We start from the raw sequence: 15,214 nt of genomic DNA, 5'->3' as shown, positions 1-15,214 counted from the left end.
GCGCGTGAAGCCCTGACGCTCAGTCGCGCGTCAGCGGATCTGACCCATCTTGCAGGCGGCGATCGCGGCCATATGCAGGATGTCGTTCACCGTGGCGCGGTTCGAGCAGATCTGCACCGGATGGCGCGTGCCGGTGAGGATCGGGCCGATCACCGTCGCCCCCGCCATTTCCTGCATCAGCTTGACCGAGATCGAGGCCGAATGCCGCGCGGGCACGACAAGGATGTTGGCCGGGCCGGTGAGGCGGCAGAACGGATAGTTCCTCATCTGCTCGCGGTTCAGCGCGACGTCGACGGTCATCTCGCCATCGTATTCGAAATCGACGCCGCGACCATCGAGCACCTGCGGCGCGATATGCATCTTCGTCGCGCGTTCGGAAACCGGATAGCCGAAGGTCGAGAAAGAGCAGAAGGCGACGCGCGGCTCGAGCCCGAGGCCGCGGGCGACCTGCGCCCCTGCGACGGCGATATCGGCGAGGTCATGCTCGTCGGGCCATTCATGCACCAGCGTATCGCCGATCAGCACGACGCGCCCCTTGTTCAGCACGGCGGTGATGCCGACGGCCCCATCCGAGGCCTTGGCGTCGATCACCTTGCTGATCATGTCGAGCACATGCGCCGATTTCCGCGTGGCACCGGTGACCATGCCGTCACCATGACCATGCACCAGCATCAGCGCCGCAAAGACGTGACGGTCACGGGTGGCGAGCTTATGCGCATCCTCGCGGTCGATGCCCTGACGCTGCAGCCGCTTGTAGAGGAAATCCTTGTAATCCTCGATGCATTTGCAATTGCTCGAATTCACCACACGCAGCTCACGATAGGCATCGCCAAGCCCGGCCGCCTCGAGCTTTTCGCGCACCTCCTGCTCGCGGCCGACGACGATCGCCTGTCCCATGCCGCCGCGCTGATAGGCCACCGCAGCACGCAGAACGCGCGGATCGTCGCCCTCGGCAAAGATCATCGTCGCCTGCGCCTGACGCGCCCGGGCGTGGATGCTTTGCAGGATCGAGGCGGTCGGATCCATCCGCGCCCGCAGGCTTTGGGCATAGCCCTCCATGTCGATGATCGGGCGGCGGGCAACGCCGGTATCCATGCCCGCCTTCGCCACCGCCGGCGGGATCACATGGATCAGCCGCGGATCGAAGGGCGTCGGGATGATGTAGTCGCGCCCGAAGCTGAGCTTGCGGCCATAGGCCATCGCCACCTCATCCGGCACGTCCTCGCGCGCGAGCGCGGCAAGCGCCTTCGCGCAGGCGATCTTCATCTCGTCGTTGATCGCGCGCGCATGGATGTCGAGCGCGCCGCGGAAGAGATAGGGGAAGCCCAGCACGTTGTTGACCTGGTTCGGGTAATCCGAACGCCCGGTCGCCACGATCGCATCGGGGCGCACGGCATGGGCCTCTTCCGGGGTGATCTCCGGATCGGGGTTCGCCATCGCGAAGATGACGGGATTGTCGGCCATCGAGGAGACCATCTCGGGCGTCACCGCCCCCTTCGCCGAAACGCCGAGGAAAACGTCGGCGCCGCGCATCGCATCGTCGAGCGTGCGCGCCTCGGTCGGCACCGCATGCGCCGATTTCCACTGGTTCATGCCCTCGGTGCGGCCCTGATAGATCACGCCCTTGGTGTCGCACATCAGGCAGTTTTCCTGCCGCGCGCCCATCGCCTTGATCAGTTCGAGACAGGCGATCCCCGCCGCCCCCGCGCCGTTGAGGACGATGCGGCACTCCTCGATCTTTTTGCCGCTGAGCTCGAGCGCGTTCATCAGACCCGCCGCGCAGATCACCGCGGTGCCGTGCTGGTCGTCATGGAACACCGGGATGTCCATGATCTCCTTCAGCCGCTGCTCGATGATGAAACACTCGGGCGCCTTGATGTCCTCGAGGTTGATGCCGCCGAAGGTCGGGCCCATCAGGCTGACCGCCTTGATGATCTCGTCCGGGTCTTCGGTGTCGAGCTCGATGTCGATCGCGTTGACGTCGGCGAAGCGCTTGAAGAGCACCGCCTTGCCTTCCATCACCGGCTTCGAGGCGAGCGCGCCGAGGTTACCCATGCCAAGGATCGCCGTGCCGTTCGAGATCACCGCAACCATGTTGCCCTTGACCGTGTAGTCATAGGCGGTCTCGGGCCGCTCGGCGATCGCCTCGACCGGAACCGCGACGCCGGGGCTGTAGGCGAGGCTGAGATCGCGCTGGGTCGTCATCGGCTTCGAGGCGACGATCTCGTATTTCCCGGGCGTCGGGTCGAGATGATAGGCCAGCGCCTCTTCGGGCGTGATGCGGTTCTTGGTTGACATGGTGCTCCTCCGGTCGCGCTTCCTCATAGCGCCCTGTCGGGCACGTCTCAATGGATTTGCACCCGGATTCCGCCTTTTGTAGGGTCCGTGCAAACGGGGGAAACCATGGCCGAGCCGACAGTCACGCCGATGATGGCGCAATATCTCGCGATCAAGGAGGCGAACCCCGGGGCGCTGCTCTTCTATCGCATGGGCGATTTCTACGAGATGTTCTTCGACGATGCCGTCGCGGCCTCGGCGGCGCTCGACATCGCGCTGACGAAACGTGGGCTGCATCTGGGCGAGGAGATCCCGATGTGCGGCGTGCCGATCCACGCCGCCGAAGGCTATCTGCTGACGCTGATCCGCAAGGGGTTCCGCGTCGCCATCGCCGAGCAGCTCGAAGACCCCGCCGAAGCGAAGAAACGCGGCGCGAAATCGGTGGTGAAGCGCGACGTCGTGCGCCTCGTCACCCCCGGCACGCTGACCGAGGAAAGCCTGCTCGAGGCGCGGCGCCACAATTTCCTCGCCGCCTGGGCGGAGGTGCGCGACGAGGGTGCGCTCGCCTGGGTCGATATCTCGACCGGCGAGTTCCGGGTGATGCCCTGTCCGCTGACGCGCCTTGGCCCCGAGCTCGCCCGCCTCGCCCCGCGCGAGGTGCTGGTGAGCGAGGCGAAAGAAGCGGATTGCGCCGAAATAGTCTCTGATTTGCGCGCATCCATGACGCCGCTCGCGCGGTCGAGCTTTGACAGCCAGGGGGCGGAGAAGCGGCTGTGTGATCTCTACGCCGTCGGCTCGCTCGAATCCTTCGGCGCCTTCGGACGCGCCGAAATCTCGGCGATGGGGGCGATCGTCGATTACCTCGACCTCACCCAGCACGGGAAACTGCCGCTCCTGCGCCGCCCGCTGCGCGAGGAGGCCGGCAGCCTGATGCAGATCGACGCCGCCACGCGCCGCAACCTCGAACTGACGCAAGCGCTTTCGGGCGGACGCGAGGGATCGCTCTTGCAGGTGATCGACCGCACCGTCACCGCCGCCGGCGCGCGCCTGCTCGAACGCCGGATATCGGCGCCCTCGCGCGACCTGCACCAAATCCACGCGCGTCATGACGCCGTGCGTTTTCTGCTGGAACAGGGTCGATTTTCAGAGGATCTGCGCGCCGATCTGCGCCGTTGCCCCGACATGGACCGCGCGCTGAGCCGCCTCTCCCTCGATCGCGGTGGCCCGCGTGACATGGCGGCCATTCGCAACGGGCTCGAACAGGCGAACCGGATCTCTGCACGCCTTGCCGAAGTCGAGGCGCCGACGCTTCTGGCGGAAGCCGCCGCCGCGCTGGTCGGTCACGACGATCTCGTCACGCTGCTCGATGCCGCCTTGGTGGCGGAACCACCGCTTCTGGCCCGCGACGGCGGTTTCATTGCGACCGGTTATGAGGCCGAACTCGACCAGACCCGCCAGCTGCGCGACGAAGGCCGCGGCGTGATCGCGCGGATGCAGGCGGGATATATCGAGGAGACCGGGATCTCCTCGCTGAAGATCAAGCACAACAACGTGCTCGGCTATTTCATCGAGACGACGGCGACCCATGCGGAAAAGATGCTCTCGCCGCCCCTCAACGAACGCTTCATCCATCGCCAGACCACGGCGAACCAGGTGCGGTTCACCACGCTCGAGCTGAGCGAGCTGGAAACCCGGATCCTGAACGCCGGGAACCTCGCGCTCGAGATCGAAAAGCGGCTCTATGACAGCCTGAAATCGGCCATTCTTTCCCACGCCGGCCCGATTGGCGAAGCCTCCCGCGCGCTGGCCGAGATCGACCTTTCCACCGCCTTCGCCGATCTCGCCGCGGGCGAGGACTGGGTCGAACCCACGGTGGACGCAAGCCACGCCTTCGAGATCGAGGGCGGGCGCCATCCGGTCGTCGAGGCCTCGCTGAAACGTGCGGGCGAGCCTTTCATCGCGAATGACTGCCAGCTGACCGAGGATCACACCCCGGCGATCTGGCTGCTCACCGGCCCGAACATGGCGGGTAAATCGACCTTCCTGCGGCAGAATGCGTTGATCGCCCTTCTCGCGCAGGCCGGCAGCTTCGTACCCGCACGGCGCGCCCATATTGGCCTCGTGAGCCAGCTTTTCTCCCGCGTCGGCGCCGCCGATGACCTTGCGCGCGGGCGCTCGACCTTCATGGTCGAGATGGTCGAGACTGCCGCCATCCTCAATCAGGCCGACGATCGCGCCCTCGTCATCCTCGACGAGATCGGCCGCGGCACCGCGACCTATGACGGGCTCTCGATCGCCTGGGCGGTGATGGAGCATCTGCACGGCGTGAACCGCTGCCGCGCGCTTTTCGCCACCCATTACCACGAGATGACCGCGCTCTCGGCAAAGCTCGACGGGGTCGAGAATGCCACCGTCGCGGTCAAGGAATGGGATGGCGAGGTGATATTCCTGCATGAGGTGCATCGCGGCGCTGCCGATCGCAGCTACGGCGTGCAGGTCGCGCGCCTCGCCGGCCTGCCCGACAGCGTCGTCGCGCGGGCGCGCGTGGTGCTCGACGCGCTGGAAAAGGGCGAGCGCGAGGGGGGCGGGAAGAAACAGATGGTGATCGACGATCTACCGCTCTTCTCGGTCGCCGCGCCGCCGCCCCCCGCGCCCAAGGCGGCATCCGTGGTCGAGGAGCGGCTGAAGACGATCCAGCCCGACGAGATGACGCCGAAACAGGCGATGGACGCGCTTTACGAATTGCGCGCCCTGCTCAGGGACTGATCTTTTCCTGGCGAAAATACTCTGGGGGTCCGGGGGCAAAGCCCCCGGCCGCCTCAGGCCTTCGGCATCGAGCTGACGCCGACCTTCGCCGGGCGCAAAAGCCGGTCGTGCAGCAGGAAGCCCTCGCTCATCACCTGGATGATGTCGCCCGCGCTGGTGCCCGGCACCGGCGCCTCGAACATCGCCTCGTGCTGCTGCGGATCGAACTTGTCGCCCACCGCGGGCTTCACCGAAACGATCCCATGGCGCGAAAACACGTTGAGCAGCTCACGCTGGGTCAGCTCGACACCGTCGATCAGCGGGCCGGCCTGCGCGCGCAGCTCTTCCGAGACGGTCTCGAGCGCGCGTTGCAGCGCGTCATAAACCGGCAGCATGTCGCGGGCGAGCTTCGAGCCACCGTAATTCTCGGCCTCGCGCCGGTCGCGATCGGCCCGTTTGCGCGCATTCTCGGCATCGGCCAGGGCGCGCATGAAACGGTCCTTGTACTCGTCGCGCTCGGCCCGCAGCGCCTCCAGCTCACCGAAATCGCCATTCAGCGCCTCGGTCAGCGGATCGCTCAGCTGATCCTGATCTTCCAGCATCTCGTCTTTTTTCTCGGTCATGCGTTTCACCCTTTGCCCCGGCCGGAGAGCACGCGCCCGACCAGTTGCGCCGTATAGTCCACGATCGGCACGATGCGTCCGTAATTGAGCCGCGTGGGGCCGATGACCCCGACCGCACCGATGATCTTGCGATCCGCGTTCATATAGGGAGAGACGACCAAAGAGGAACCCGAAAGTGAAAAAAGCTTGTTCTCGGAGCCGATAAAAATGCGCACACCATCGCCGTCCTCGGCCAGATCGAGGAATTCGGCGATGTCGCGCTTGCGTTCGAGATCGTCGAAGAGGTCGCGGATGCGGTCGAGATCGGCCTGCTCCCCCAGGAGATTGGCGCGGCCGCGTACGATCAGCCGCTCGTTCGGTTCGCCGTGATCGGCCCATTGCGCGAGGCCGCTTTCGACCAGCGCCGCGGCGAGCCCGTCAAGTTCCTGCCGCCGCGCCGAGATCTCCACAGCGATCTCGCGGCGCAATTCGCTGAGCGTGCGCCCCTCGGCCAGGGCATTGAGGAAATTCGCCGCCTCCCGCATCGAGGAGGGCGTCTGTCCCGGCGGCGGCGTGAAAACCCGGTTCTCAACCTGCCCATCGGCAAAGACCAGCACGACGAGCGCCCGGTCCGGGGCCAGCGAAATGAATTCGATATGCCGGATCGGCGCCTCTTTCTTCGGCGCAAGCACAAGGCTCGCCCCATGCGTCAGCCCCGAGAGCGCCGCGCCGACCCGGTCGAGCAGCGAGCCGACATCGGGCTCGTTCGCGCCGAACGTCGCCTCGAGCGCGCGGCGGTCGGTCGCGTCGAGCTCCCCCACCTCCATGAACCCGTCGACGAACATCCGCAGGCCAAGCTGCGTCGGCACACGGCCTGCGGAGACATGCGGGCTGCCGAGCAGGCCCATATATTCGAGATCCTGCATCACGTTGCGGATCGTCGCCGCCGAAAGCTTCTCGCTCATCTGCCGGGTCAGCGTGCGCGAGCCGACCGGATCGCCGCTTTCGAGATAGCCCTCGACCACGCGCCGGAAAACCTCGCGCGAGCGCTCGTTGAGCTCACTGAGCATCTTCGTCTGACTGGTCATCGCCTCGTTCATCCCTCAGCGCATTAAAGCCGCCCCGGCGCGCGCGTCAATCGCGCGTTCGGGGTTGCATCGCAACGCGGCGCGCCTCAAATGGGGCAAATCCCTGGGAAAGGACAAATCATGCGCCCCTCCGGCCGGACTCTGAGCGAATGCCGTGCAATTTCCATCGAAACCGGCGTCACGAAACATGCCGAAGGCTCCTGCCTGATCAAGGTCGGTGACACCCATGTGCTTTGTACCGCGACGATCGAGGATCGGGCGCCCTCTTTCCTCAAGGGCACGGGCCTCGGCTGGGTGACGGCAGAATATGGCATGCTGCCGCGCGCCACCAATTCGCGCAACCGGCGCGAGGCGGCGGCGGGCAAGCAGTCGGGCCGCACGCAGGAGATCCAGCGCCTGATCGGGCGCAGCCTGCGCGCCGGCGTCGATCGTTCGGCACTGGGCGAACGCCAGATCGTCGTCGATTGCGACGTGATCCAGGCCGATGGCGGCACGCGCTGCGCCTCGATCACCGGCGGCTGGGTCGCGCTGCGCCTTGCCGTCAACAAACTGCTGAAATCGGGTCTGATCAGCTCCGATCCGCTCGTCGACCACGTCGCCGCGATCTCCTGCGGGATCTATGCGGGGCAGCCGGTCTGCGACCTCGACTATGCCGAGGACAGCGAGGCCGGCGTCGACGGCAATTTCATCATGACCGGCGGCGGGAAACTCGTCGAAGTGCAGATGTCGGCCGAGGGCGCGACCTTCTCGCGCGCGCAGATGACCGAGCTGCTCGACCTCGCCGAGGCCGGCGTCGCCCAGCTGGTCGCCGCGCAAAAGGCCGCGGTGGCATGAGGAAGTTTTCCGAAAAGAAACTTCTGGTCGCGACGCATAATCTGGGCAAGCTGGCCGAGATCCGCGCGATGCTGGCCCCCTATGGGATCGAGGTCGTCAGCAATGCCGACTTCGGCCTGCCCGAACCCGAGGAGACCGAGACGACCTTCGTCGGCAATGCGCGGATCAAGGCGCATGCCGCGGTGAAGGCGACCGGCCTGCCCGCGCTGGCTGATGACAGCGGCATCGAGGTCGACGCGCTCGGTGGGGCGCCCGGGGTCTATACCGCCGATTGGGCGGAAACGCCGAACGGGCGCGACTTCGTGCTGGCGATGACGAAGACCTGGGACGCCTGCGAGAAGATCTCCGCGCCCCTGCCGCGAACCGCCCGGTTCCGCTCGACCCTGGTTCTCGCCTGGCCCGACGGGCACGACGAGGTCTTCGAGGGCAAGGTCGAGGGGCAGCTCGTCTGGCCGATGCGCGGCCTGCATGGCCACGGCTACGACCCGATGTTCCAGCCCGAGGGCTATGACATCACCTTTGGCGAGATGGACCCGGAGGAGAAGAACCGGATCAGCCATCGCGCCGATGCCTTCCGCAAATTCGTCACATGTTTCGAGGATTGAGATGAGCGAACGCAGGAATATCTCGGGCGGATCGCCCTATGAGCCGAAGCTCGGCTATTCGCGGGCTGTCGTCCAGGGCGACTGGTGTTTCGTCGCCGGCACGACCGGCGCCGATCCGGAGACCAAGGCCTTCCCCGACGACGTGCTGAGCCAGGCACGCAACGCACTTGCGACGATCAAGGGCGTTCTCGAGGACGCAGGCTTCGGTTTGAAGGATGTCGTGCGCGCGAATTATGTCATCCAGGATGCCTCCTGCGTCGAAGCGATCATCCCTGCCCTGTCCGAGACCTTCGGAGAGATCCGTCCGGCCGCGATGATGATCATCGCCGATCTGGTCAATCCGGCGATGAAGATCGAGATCGAAGTCACGGCCTTCAAGGGATGAGCGATGACTGGCGGCACGGCGGGTTCGGCCTTTACCTGCATTGGCCCTTCTGTGCCGCCAAATGCCCCTATTGCGATTTCAACAGCCATGTCGCGGCAGAAATCGATCAAAACCGCTGGAATAGAGCCTATTTGAGCGAGATCGAACGGCTCGCGGGGGAGACTGGCGACCGTGTTCTGAACTCGGTCTTCTTCGGTGGCGGAACCCCCTCTCTGATGGATCCGGAACTCGTTCAGTCGATTCTGGACAAGGTCCGCAGCTCCTGGCGACTGGCGAATGACGTCGAGATCACGCTCGAGGCGAACCCGACGAGTATCGAATCCGGGCGGTTCAGAGCCTATTCGGAGGCCGGCGTGAACCGGGTCTCGATGGGAATGCAGGCGCTGAACGACGCGGATCTGAAACGCCTTGGCCGGATGCACAGCGTCGCCGAGGGGCGTGCGGCCTTCGACATCGCCCGGCGGCATTTTCAACGGGTGAGCTTCGATCTGATCTATGCGCGGCAGGATCAGCCGCTCGAGGCCTGGCGCAGCGAACTCCGCGAAGCGCTGGCGATGGCGGTGGATCATTTCTCGCTCTATCAGCTGACAATCGAGGATGGCACCGCCTTTGGCAAACGCGCGGCGGCCGGTATGCTGCGCGGGCTTCCGGACGATGATCTCTCGGCAGACATGTATCTGATGACGCAGGAAATCTGCGAGGAAGCCGGACTTCCGGCCTATGAAGTGTCGAATCACGCCGCCGAAGGGGCCGAAAGCCGCCACAACCTGATCTATTGGCGTTACGGGGATTACGCGGGGATCGGCCCTGGGGCACATGGTCGCCTGACGCTTGGCGGGCAACGCCATGCAACCGATACGCCCAAGGCCCCGGCGCTCTGGCTGGACATGGTGGAACGCAAGGGCTCGGGCGAATTGCCCCGCGAGGCCCTGCCCCGCGATGAACAAACGATCGAATTTCTGCTTTTCGGTCTGCGGCTTTCAGAGGGGATCGAGCGTGAGCGATATCGGCGGATCTCCGGCGGTGACTTTCCCGCCGAAAAGCTGATGCAGCTCGAGGAGCTTGGCCTGATTCAGCAGGAACAGGGTCGAATCCGCGCCACCCGGGAGGGTCGCGCGGTACTGAATGGCGTGATCAGGGAACTTATGCCCTAGGGCTCACTGCATTGCGCTGAGCAGCTGGCAGATCCGGTCAAGCTGATCGAGATCGCGATAGCTGATCGAAACCTGGCCACCGTCGTGCCCCTTGTGGTCGATCGACACCTTCATGCCGAGCGTCGCCGACAGATCGCCCTCGAGCGCCCGCGTATCGGCGTCTTTCTCGCCGCTCGAGCGCGATTTAGCCGCGCGTTCGGCGCTCACGGGTTTCGGCGAGGTTTCATCCTTGGCAAGACGCTCCACCTCGCGAACCGAAAGCCCCTTCGCCACGGTTTCGCGCGCGAGTTTCACCGGATCAGGCGCGGTGATCATCGCACGTGCGTGACCCGCGGTCAGTCGACCATCGCGCAGCATCCCCTGAACCTCGTCCGGAAGCTGAAGCAGCCGCAGCAAATTGGCGATATAGCTGCGGCTCTTCGACAGCGCTTCGGCAACCTTTTCCTGGGTATGCCCGAAGCGATCCATCAGCTGACGATATCCAAGCGCCTCTTCCAGAGGGTTCAAGTCGGCGCGCTGGATATTCTCGATGATCGCGACCTCGAGCACTTCGGTGTCACTGAATTCGCGCAGGATGATCGGCAGCTCGTGCAACTGAGCAATCTGCGCGGCGCGCCAGCGACGTTCGCCCGCAACGATTTCATAGTGATCCGCAAGCGTCGGATGGCGCCGCACGATCAGCGGCTGGATCACGCCTTTCTCGCGGATCGAGGCTGCCAGCTCTTCAAGCGCATCGGGATCGAAAGCGCGGCGCGGCTGATCCGGGTTCGGCGAGATCCTCTCGATCGGCACGATGCTTTCGGCGCGGCGCGGCAGATCGTTCGCCTCGGGCTCGCCAAGATGCACATCGGCCATCAGCGCGGAAAGCCCGCGGCCCAGACCACGACGCTCGGGTTGTTTTTTCTCGCTCATCTCATGCCCCCTGTTTCGCCGCTGCATGCCGCAGGAGCATCTCCTTCGCAAGCGCGCGATAGGCCTCCGCCCCGCGCGAGCCAGTGTCGTAGCTCAGCACCGGAAGCGCATAGGATGGGGCCTCGGAAATCCGGACGTTGCGCGGGATCATCGTTCGGAACACGAGCTCTCCCAATGTTGCGCGTGCATCTGCCTCGACCTGCTGCGACAGGTTATTGCGCACGTCGTACATGGTCAGAACCACGCCCTCGATCCGCAGATCGCGATTGGCGCTTTGCCGCACCTCGCGAATCGTGAGCATCAGCTGCGAAAGCCCTTCCAGCGCGAAAAACTCGGCCTGCAACGGCACCAGAACCGATTGCGCCGCGACCATCGCATTGACGGTGAGAAGGCTGAGCGACGGCGGGCAGTCGATCAGGACGTAATCAAATTCATAGGCGTCGATGTCGATCTGGCGCAGCGCGTCATGCAGCAGGAAGCTGCGCTTTTCGGTGGAAACGAGCTCCATGTCCGCCGAGGAAAGATCGGTCGTCGCCGGACAGATCCAGAGCCCCTGGATCGTGCTTGGCTGAATGACCGCGCCCAGCGGCGCATCGTCGAGCAGAAGATCATAGGTCGAGAACTTGCGATCCTCGAGTTCGACGCCAAGGCCGGTCGAGGCGTTTCCCTGCGGATCGAGATCGACAAGGAGAATGCGTTGCCCCTGTTCAGCCAGAGCTGCCGCCAGGTTGATCGCGGTCGTCGTTTTGCCCACACCGCCCTTCTGGTTCGCGACGGCAATGATTCTCGGCCCTTTTGGCCGCGTCGGATCAGACACGTTTCAGCCCCTCGATTTTCAGAATGACGGCATCGGCGTCGGTCCGGCTTGGAACCGCGTCATAGCCAAACGACCACGTCTTTTGCGCTTCTGCAAGCTCCTCCCGCCAACGGATCCCCTTCGGAAAAACTGCGGTTCCCTCTGGCGAAAGGTGGCGCTCGGAAAATGCTAAAAGCTGGGTAAGCGATGCCAGCGCGCGGGCACTGAGGACATCGGCCTGAAGCGGCGCAAGCTGCTCGATGCGCTTCGGATGGATCTGCACGGGCAAATCGAGCGTGCGCGCCACGGTTCCGAGAAAGGCAGATTTCCGCTGATCGCTTTCGACAAGAGAGATCTGCATATCGGTGCGGTGTTCCTTTGACAGGATCGCAACGACCATCCCGGGAAATCCGCCGCCACTTCCAAGATCAGCCCAATGCCGCGTATTCGGCGATGACAGATCAAAGATCTGCGCCGAATCGAGAAAGTGCCGCGACCAGACCTGGGAGAGCGTCTGAGGCGAAACGAGATTGATCGCCGCGTTCCATTTGATCAGGAGCGCTTCGTAAACTTCAAGGCGCTCCAATGTTTCACGTGAAACACTTTGGCGGAGGCGATCATCCCCGGTCATGCCCGGCGCTCCGCATCCACGCGGCGAAGGCGTGCAAGGATCAGGGTCAACGCCGCGGGCGTAACTCCGTCGACCCGCCCTGCCTGCGCCAGGGTCCGCGGTTGCACCCGCGTCAACTTTATCTTGAGTTCAGTGGAGAGCCCCGGAAGAGCGCCATAATCAAACCCCTCCGGTATCTCCCAATGTTCATCGCGCTTCATCGCCGCGACATCCTGATCCTGGCGCGCGATATAATTCGCGTAAAGCGCGTCACGCGAGAGTTGTTCCGCTATTTCTGTCGAAAGCGTTTCAAGCTCCGGAAGTGCTTCGGAAAGCTGTTTGAAAGAAATATCGGGAAAGGACAAAAGTTCGAAAGCATTGCGCTTCGATCCATCCTGATTAACGCGCAAACCGTGACCGGCGGCCTGGGAGGGTGTGAGCGTGAGGCGGGACATCAATGTCCGGCCGGAGTTCAACGCTTCGAGCTTCCGTTCAAACGCCTCCCGACGCACGGACCCCACGCAACCAAGATGAACCCCCAGGCCGGTCAGGCGCTGGTCGGCATTGTCAGCCCGCAGCGAAAGGCGGAACTCGGCGCGCGAGGTGAACATGCGATAGGGCTCCGCAACACCGCGCGTCACCAGATCGTCGATCATCACGCCGATATAGCTGCTGGTTCGACTGAAGACGATTTCCTCGCGCTCAAATGCCAAAAGCGCAGCATTCAGCCCCGCGACCAGACCTTGGGCCGCAGCCTCTTCATACCCGGTGGTACCGTTGATCTGCCCCGCCAGAAAAAGCCCGGGTTGTGCCCTCAGTTCGAGCGTCGCTTTGAGGGCTCGCGGATCGACGAAATCGTATTCGATCGCGTAGCCGGGTTGCAGAATTCGAACGTCCTCAAGGCCCCGGATCGAGCGGACATAATCCTCCTGAACGTCTTCCGGCAGCGAGGTCGAAATGCCGTTCGGGTAAACGGTATCATCGTCGAGCCCCTCGGGCTCCAGGAACACCTGATGCGAATCCTTGTCCGCAAATCGCACGATCTTGTCTTCGATCGACGGGCAATATCTTGGGCCAACCCCCTCGATATGCCCGCCATACATCGCGGATCGACCCAGATTTTTACGGATCACCTCATGCGTCCGCGCATTGGTATGGGTAATCCCGCAAGCGACCTGGCGCACGGCAGGCACCTTGTTCAGGAAGCTGAACATCACCGGGTCATCGTCACCCGGCTGCGTTTCGAGAATGTCCCAGTTGATCGTCTTCCCGTCGAGCCGCGGCGGCGTCCCCGTTTTCAACCGACCAAGCGGAAGGGCAAGATCCTTGAGGCGCGATGCAAGCGCGATGGACGGCTGATCGCCGATTCGGCCACCGGGGCGCTTTCGATCCCCGATATGGATCACCCCGTTCAGGAAAGTCCCCGTGGTCAGCACGACCGCGGAGGCACGAAGCTCCGCACCGTCGGCAAGACGAACTCCGCAAACACGTCCAGCCTCTACGATCAGATCCGCGGCCTCGCCCTCGACAACTTCCAAATTTTCCTGCGCGTCGGTAAATTCCGCCATCGCCTGCCGGTAGAGCTTGCGATCGGCCTGCGCCCGCGGCCCTTGAACTGCCGGCCCCTTCCGTCGGTTCAACAGTCGAAACTGGATCCCGGCGCGGTCTGCTGCCTTCCCCATCACCCCATCCAGCGCATCGACCTCGCGCACGAGATGACCCTTGCCCAGCCCACCGATCGCCGGATTGCACGACATGACCCCGATCGCATCGCGACGCAGGGTCACCAATGCCGTCTGCGCGCCCATGCGGGCTGCGGCATGGGCGGCCTCCGTACCGGCATGCCCACCTCCGACAACAATGACGTCAAGATGTTTCACGTGAAACACTCCTCACTTGCCGATGCAGAAATTCGCAAAGATCTCGCCGAGAAGATGCTCGACATCCACGCGCCCGACGAGCGACTCGAGTGCCCGAATAGCTTCGCGCAGCCGTTCAGCCACCAGTTCCATCCGATCGGGGCTGCCCAATACCTCAATTCGCGCCGATTCCAAAGCCATAATAGCACGGCTCACGGCCTCGAGATGACGCATTCGATTGATCGCCGACGCGCCCATTATCTTCCGTTCAAGCCGCCTGCCGATCTCTTCGATCAGTGCGGCAATACCCTGCCCCGTCTTTCCGGAAATGGCGATCCGGCCCGCTGGAATCGGCCCCGCCACCTCATCGGCCTTCGCCTGGACCGCGATGTCGATCTCCACCTCAGCCAAGAGCGGAAGCGGATCGGCGCCATCCAGCAAGGCCACACAAAGATCCGCCATTCGCGCCCGCTCGATCGCCTTCGCAATGCCGATCCGCTCGATCTCGTCGCCAGCCTCCCGCAGACCTGCAGTATCGACGACTGTCACCGGCAACCCGGCTAAATCCATCCGCACTTCGATCAGATCGCGCGTCGTCCCCGCGATGGTCGAGGTGATCGCCGCCTCACGCCCGGCAAGCGCATTGAGCAAGGTCGACTTCCCGGCGTTCGGCCGCCCGACGATCACAACCTCGAACCCGTCACGCAACCGTTCCGCAACGCCAAAACCATCAACCTGCGCCTGCAGCTCCGGCAGAACCGCACCGATCAGATCAAGCACCTCCGGCGTCACATCCACCGGCACATCTTCATCCGCAAAATCGATCGTCGCCTCGATCAGTGCCGCCGCCCGGACAAGCTTTGCGCGCAGATCGTCTGCAAGCCGCCGCAACCCTCCCGACATCTGCGCCATCGCGCGCTGCCGTTGCAGCTCGGTTTCCGCCTCGATCAGATCGCCAAGACCTTCGACCTCGGAAAGATCGAGCCGCCCGTTCTCCAGCGCCCGCCGGGTGAATTCCCCCGCCTCCGCCACACGCAAGCCGGGCTGTTCTGCCAGCGCCGCAAGCACCGCCTTCACGACCGCGACCGACCCATGCACCTGAAATTCGACGACATCCTCGCCGGTAAAACTCGCCCCGGCATCGAAGGACAGCACCAGCGCGTCGTCGATCACATCCCCCCGCCAGGTGATACGTCGAACCCCGGCCTGCCGCGCCTTCGGCAAGCTCCCGCAAAGGACCAGCGCCGCGTTCTTCGCTTGCGGTCCGGACACACGGATCACGGAAACCCCCGCGCGACCGCGCGCGGAGGCCAGCGCAAAGATCGTCTCCATCGTCGAACCTTCCCG

At 64.1% G+C, this 15,214-nt stretch carries 13 protein-coding genes; 5 read left to right on the top strand and 8 right to left on the bottom strand.

From position 1 onward, the window contains the following. Nucleotides 1-30 precede the first annotated feature (30 nt). Nucleotides 31-2,298, bottom strand: a complete 2,268-nt coding sequence (locus AB7U46_RS00630) for an NADP-dependent malic enzyme (RefSeq protein ID WP_428334988.1) — start codon at nt 2,296-2,298, stop codon at nt 31-33. Between the two features lie 105 nt (nt 2,299-2,403). On the opposite strand from AB7U46_RS00630, the gene mutS reads away from it, so the two are divergent. Beyond that, on the top strand, nt 2,404-5,043 hold the full coding sequence (mutS, locus tag AB7U46_RS00625; protein ID WP_428334987.1) for a DNA mismatch repair protein MutS: 2,640 nt from the start codon (nt 2,404-2,406) through the stop codon (nt 5,041-5,043). A gap of 53 nt (nt 5,044-5,096) precedes the next feature. Here the strand turns inward: mutS and AB7U46_RS00620 are convergent, their stop codons facing one another. Then, a complete protein-coding gene (locus tag AB7U46_RS00620; RefSeq protein ID WP_428334986.1) occupies nt 5,097-5,645 on the bottom strand; it encodes a nucleotide exchange factor GrpE in 549 nt (182 codons plus the stop codon). A gap of 5 nt (nt 5,646-5,650) precedes the next feature. Continuing rightward, entirely contained in the window at nt 5,651-6,712 is a 1,062-nt protein-coding gene (hrcA, locus tag AB7U46_RS00615; RefSeq protein WP_428334985.1) for a heat-inducible transcriptional repressor HrcA, read from the bottom strand. 120 nt (nt 6,713-6,832) lie between these two features. On the opposite strand from hrcA, the gene rph reads away from it, so the two are divergent. Genes rph through hemW form a run of 4 tightly spaced genes read left to right on the top strand, consistent with a single transcriptional unit; the run spans nt 6,833 to nt 9,690 of the window. Continuing rightward, complete coding sequence (gene rph, locus AB7U46_RS00610) at nt 6,833-7,546, top strand: ribonuclease PH (protein WP_428334984.1); 714 nt, start codon at nt 6,833-6,835, stop codon at nt 7,544-7,546. Next, nucleotides 7,543-8,151 (top strand): RdgB/HAM1 family non-canonical purine NTP pyrophosphatase, encoded by a 609-nt coding sequence (gene rdgB, locus AB7U46_RS00605; RefSeq protein ID WP_428334983.1) that lies wholly within the window; start codon nt 7,543-7,545, stop codon nt 8,149-8,151. The genes rph and rdgB overlap by 4 nt, the downstream gene beginning before the upstream one ends. Before the next feature lies 1 nt (nt 8,152). Next, a complete protein-coding gene (locus AB7U46_RS00600; RefSeq protein WP_428334982.1) occupies nt 8,153-8,536 on the top strand; it encodes a RidA family protein in 384 nt (127 codons plus the stop codon). Next, on the top strand, nt 8,533-9,690 hold the full coding sequence (gene hemW / locus AB7U46_RS00595; protein ID WP_428334981.1) for a radical SAM family heme chaperone HemW: 1,158 nt from the start codon (nt 8,533-8,535) through the stop codon (nt 9,688-9,690). Before AB7U46_RS00600 ends, hemW begins: the two co-directional genes overlap by 4 nt. 3 nt (nt 9,691-9,693) lie before the next feature. On the opposite strand, the gene AB7U46_RS00590 is transcribed toward hemW, so the two are convergent. From AB7U46_RS00590 to mnmE, 5 genes are read right to left on the bottom strand one after another with little or no spacing between them, the layout of a single operon-like run. Further along, entirely contained in the window at nt 9,694-10,602 is a 909-nt protein-coding gene (locus AB7U46_RS00590; protein ID WP_428334980.1) for a ParB/RepB/Spo0J family partition protein, read from the bottom strand. 1 nt (nt 10,603) lies between these two features. Next, a complete protein-coding gene (locus AB7U46_RS00585) occupies nt 10,604-11,419 on the bottom strand; it encodes a ParA family protein (RefSeq protein WP_428334979.1) in 816 nt (271 codons plus the stop codon). Then, a complete protein-coding gene (gene rsmG / locus AB7U46_RS00580) occupies nt 11,412-12,029 on the bottom strand; it encodes a 16S rRNA (guanine(527)-N(7))-methyltransferase RsmG (protein WP_428334978.1) in 618 nt (205 codons plus the stop codon). Before rsmG ends, AB7U46_RS00585 begins: the two co-directional genes overlap by 8 nt. Continuing rightward, complete coding sequence (gene mnmG, locus AB7U46_RS00575) at nt 12,026-13,888, bottom strand: tRNA uridine-5-carboxymethylaminomethyl(34) synthesis enzyme MnmG (RefSeq protein ID WP_428334977.1); 1,863 nt, start codon at nt 13,886-13,888, stop codon at nt 12,026-12,028. Before mnmG ends, rsmG begins: the two co-directional genes overlap by 4 nt. 12 nt (nt 13,889-13,900) lie before the next feature. Continuing rightward, on the bottom strand, nt 13,901-15,199 hold the full coding sequence (gene mnmE, locus AB7U46_RS00570; RefSeq protein ID WP_428334976.1) for a tRNA uridine-5-carboxymethylaminomethyl(34) synthesis GTPase MnmE: 1,299 nt from the start codon (nt 15,197-15,199) through the stop codon (nt 13,901-13,903). Nucleotides 15,200-15,214: the final 15 nt, after the last annotated feature.

It is taken from the genome of Paenirhodobacter sp., from assembly GCF_050177655.1.
Classification (GTDB): Bacteria; Pseudomonadota; Alphaproteobacteria; order Rhodobacterales; family Rhodobacteraceae; genus Rhodobacter.
The sequence above is the reverse complement of the archived record's forward strand: the minus strand, read 5'-3'. Positions and strand labels throughout refer to the sequence as shown.

Bases quoted from the DNA above. Each gene is read 5' to 3' on its own strand.
- AB7U46_RS00630 (WP_428334988.1), bottom strand. From the start codon at position 2,298: ATGTCAACCAAGAACCGCATCACGCCCGAAGAGGCGCTGGCCTATCAT.
- mutS (WP_428334987.1), top strand. From the start codon at position 2,404: ATGGCCGAGCCGACAGTCACGCCGATGATGGCGCAATATCTCGCGATC.
- AB7U46_RS00620 (WP_428334986.1), bottom strand. From the start codon at position 5,645: ATGACCGAGAAAAAAGACGAGATGCTGGAAGATCAGGATCAGCTGAGC.
- hrcA (WP_428334985.1), bottom strand. From the start codon at position 6,712: ATGACCAGTCAGACGAAGATGCTCAGTGAGCTCAACGAGCGCTCGCGC.
- rph (WP_428334984.1), top strand. From the start codon at position 6,833: ATGCGCCCCTCCGGCCGGACTCTGAGCGAATGCCGTGCAATTTCCATC.
- rdgB (WP_428334983.1), top strand. From the start codon at position 7,543: ATGAGGAAGTTTTCCGAAAAGAAACTTCTGGTCGCGACGCATAATCTG.
- AB7U46_RS00600 (WP_428334982.1), top strand. From the start codon at position 8,153: ATGAGCGAACGCAGGAATATCTCGGGCGGATCGCCCTATGAGCCGAAG.
- hemW (WP_428334981.1), top strand. From the start codon at position 8,533: ATGAGCGATGACTGGCGGCACGGCGGGTTCGGCCTTTACCTGCATTGG.
- AB7U46_RS00590 (WP_428334980.1), bottom strand. From the start codon at position 10,602: ATGAGCGAGAAAAAACAACCCGAGCGTCGTGGTCTGGGCCGCGGGCTT.
- rsmG (WP_428334978.1), bottom strand. From the start codon at position 12,029: ATGACCGGGGATGATCGCCTCCGCCAAAGTGTTTCACGTGAAACATTG.
- mnmE (WP_428334976.1), bottom strand. From the start codon at position 15,199: ATGGAGACGATCTTTGCGCTGGCCTCCGCGCGCGGTCGCGCGGGGGTT.